Genomic DNA, 3,101 nt, shown 5'->3' on the forward strand with positions numbered 1-3,101 from the left:
ATCGAACCCTGCAAGCGGCATGACCCCCGACAAATTAACGAATCAGACCACTAAGATCCACACGCACCATGGCAGCGCGGAACCAACGAGAATACGAACGGCATTCTCCGTCAGTACTTCCCCAAAGGCTCGGACCTGAGGGTGCGCTGCGAAGGCAGACCTGGAGTGGGTCTCACGGCAACTCAATGAGCGCGCCCGGAAGCGGCTAGACTTTCGCACACCCATCGAAGCCGTTCAGCTAACGGGACTGCTAGGCCCAAGGTCTAAATGGATTCTTGGACGCGTCGTACATCGTCTTCGTCCAACGCTGAAATTGTCATCAATCGCCACATCCATCGATCGTCCGACCATTCGGTTTGAATGTGGGTATCGCTGCGTGAGTTGACGATCGAGCAGTGTGGGTTGCGCGCCGAGGGGCCATCGAGCCAGTGACGCGTGTCCGTTCACTGGTTGGCCGTCGGCGGTGCTCGGTCTGGTCACTGCAGACGCTTTCGACGATGTGAAGGCGGGCGCCGTGTTTGTCGGTGACTCTGTGCCGCCTCTGTGCGACGACGTTGTCGCTTGCGCAGTCGACGGTGGCGCCTTGCCCGAGCATCGTGTGATCAGCGATTCGAGCAGGCTGTGGTATATCGCGAGCTAGTCAGCTCGTTCGAGCGTGGCCAGTACGTGGTGTGCCGAGCGCGCCGAGCGGCCCGCCCTTGCACTCGTGCAACAACGAATACCTTAGCCCGTCAGAGACACCGAGCGATGTGTTCACCACTGGGTTCCGGAGTGTCCACGACCTTGACCTGGGTTTGGCATCAGGGGGTGGTGCCGGGGGTGGTTGCGGTGCCGTCTGATCGGTGGCCGAGTGGGTGCCGCCAGTCACGTCTGGCGGTAGGAGCCCATAGGGGCGGCGGTACCGGTTGATGTGTGGTTTCACGGCCAAGCGCAGCCCCCGCCAACGATGTACATCAGCTGGCAGGGGCGCTACACGGACAACCTGCACGTAGTAACGAGCAGCGCATCACTGATCTTCGTGAGCCGGAGCCTGGAAGTCCAGGGAGTGTGATCCACGCCATTGCTCTACTTTCGCATCACTCAATAGCCCTAACCGACCAGTAAGTGTGATCTCGAGTCGTCTTGTGCTGAGTCCAGACCCAATTTCGGACCCGATTTCGGGTATGGGTGTAGGTATTTCGGTCGATGTGCAGGTGTCGACGTCGGTCCAAGGTAGCTGGTACGCCGCCGTCGACGTGGCAATCGAGAATATCTGCACGTGAGAGAAGAGTTGTCGTGGCACGAAATATCGAGAGCATGGGTGCAAGTCTGCTGAATGCGTTGCGGGTCGGTGTGGTTGGCACTGTTCTGTACGCGGGGCTGATCATGGGCGTGGTTGTGGTGGCGGTGTGGAAGTTCCCGATGCCCGGCGTGTAGGCCCGGGGCGCCTGATGGTTCTGCGCCGATGCCGGCGAGTGAAACACTCGGTGGCAGTTCGGCGATAGAGCGGGCAGGGGCGTGGTTGTGGTGGCCCCGCGTGGCCGGTGATCAACGCGCGATATCCGTGACGGGCCCTGTTTGCTGTGGAAGGGACGATGATGTTCGGGACGGGCGTAGGTCTCATGGTTGGTCTGCTGGTGGTGACGCTTCTGGTGGTGCCCGTCTCGTTCGGTGTGGCGGCACGAGCGGACGCGAAGGTCCGCCGCCTTGCGCAGTCCCGGGCGTCCCATCCGAATCCGGTGGGCTCGGTCGCTGTCGGGGATGTGGACGAGCGGTGCGATCGGTGGCGGCAGCTGGCAACGCGGGCGTGGCTGATCTGCGGCGCCGCCTCGCTGGTCGCAGTAGCGGTCGTGGGTGTCCTGATCTGTGTCGGGTGAAGTTGACGACGTAAGCCGGGAGTGCGCGGGCGTGGGTACGGGACCAGCTGAGTCCAAGGCGGAGCCCGCGACTGCACTATCAATGGAAGCTGAAACCATCTCGGCCGCTGTGACCTACGCGCCAGAGGCTCCCCGAGACACGGTGAAGCCCTGGGTGAGCCGAAGCGGCCCGGTCGGAGTGGAGTCCCCTCCGGCCAGGCCTCGCCGGGACGTACAACTGGTACCCGCCGCGTCAAGCCTGACCGCGCAACGCTCGGCGGTGCGGCTCCGTGCTGGTGCGCCTGGGTGGTGGGCGTCGCTGATGTCTCCTCGGATGTGCTGCGTGTGAAGTTTTCGACCGGAGCCACGGAGTTCGTCGGAGCGGTGCGTGCGCCAATCGCTGCTAGCCAGTGCAGGTTTGGCTGGCGCCGTATTGGTTTGGCGACCTGCTCCTTCGTGTTCCGGTGCGAGGAAATGGTAGATCCGCCGCCCGCCCCGCTGGCTGAAATGTGACCCAGGCCACATGTCTTTCTCGGTGGGCCGTACTTCGGCCGGCGGCCGTCGGTGCAGGCTCGCCCGATTCGAATGCGCGCGTGCGCGTGTTGTTTGTGGCGGGGCGGATTCGGTGCCTGACCGATCGACTCGCCTGGTACCGATCCTCCCGAACTCCACCCGCCCGGGCGCACAAGACGTCGGCGAGTGGTGTAGAGCGCAAGGTGGTGGGGCGGGTGTGCGAGGTCGGACTGGTCGGTCTGTTCCTCGTGTGAGTGCGGTGTGGTGCGGTTGAATGGGGGACATGGGGTCGCCGGTGGGTGAGCAGCTGTGGCAGACGTTGTCGGATTCCGGGTTGGCGTTGGTGTGTGTCCGCGGGCCGCAGCGCCGATGGGCGGATCTGCTCTTGCCCGGGGATGAATCGGTGGGGGAGCTGACCTGGCTGGCCCGGGACGCCGACGAGATCGCCAAGCAGTACCGCGACCGCCGATAGCGGCATACCGGAGCTGCGATGGCGCTGACGCGGATCGGGCGGCGTTCACCGAAGAAGCGGCACGGTGGTCTGTTTTCGTGCGAGCGGGTATCGGTGCACATGCAGGTGGACGCGGATTTTATTCAGGGGTGAGGCGCGCCGGTGCCGGTGGTAGCGTCGCGCAGGCTGCAAGGGGTGCGATCGAAAGTCACCGGGCTGCGGCGCGAAGGCATGGAAGGTGCGGTAGATGGTGCAACAGCAACGGGCGGCGGTGACCCGGGCGCAGATCGTCCGCGGGGCAG

The 3,101-nt window shown here is 64.0% G+C and carries 4 protein-coding genes and 1 pseudogene; 4 read left to right on the forward strand and 1 reads right to left on the reverse strand.

Going from position 1 to position 3,101, the window contains the following annotated elements; translation table 11 throughout:
- Window positions 1-54: 54 nt before the first annotated feature.
- From QM806_RS40735 to QM806_RS40750, 4 genes and pseudogenes are all read left to right on the forward strand, one after another.
- Window positions 55-235 (forward strand): annotated as a pseudogene (locus tag QM806_RS40735) (transposase); the annotation flags it as partial.
- A 1,040-nt stretch (window positions 236-1,275) separates the two neighbouring features.
- Entirely contained in the window at window positions 1,276-1,416 is a 141-nt protein-coding gene (locus tag QM806_RS40740) for a hypothetical protein (RefSeq protein WP_283295025.1), read from the forward strand.
- A gap of 158 nt (window positions 1,417-1,574) precedes the next feature.
- The gene (locus QM806_RS40745) at window positions 1,575-1,856 is read left to right on the forward strand and encodes a hypothetical protein (RefSeq protein WP_283295026.1); all 282 of its coding nucleotides are present in this window, start codon (window positions 1,575-1,577) and stop codon (window positions 1,854-1,856) included.
- Window positions 1,857-2,622: 766 nt separating this feature from the next.
- Entirely contained in the window at window positions 2,623-2,820 is a 198-nt protein-coding gene (locus QM806_RS40750) for a hypothetical protein (RefSeq protein WP_283295027.1), read from the forward strand.
- Between the two features lie 45 nt (window positions 2,821-2,865).
- On the opposite strand, the gene QM806_RS40755 is transcribed toward QM806_RS40750, so the two are convergent.
- Window positions 2,866-3,101 (reverse strand): hypothetical protein (locus QM806_RS40755; protein ID WP_283295028.1); only part of this gene is annotated, 236 nt, incomplete at its 5' end.

Origin of the sequence: Rhodococcus sp. IEGM 1351, from assembly GCF_030056875.1 — a bacterium.
Lineage (GTDB): Bacteria > Actinomycetota > Actinomycetes > Mycobacteriales > Mycobacteriaceae > Rhodococcus_F > Rhodococcus_F opacus.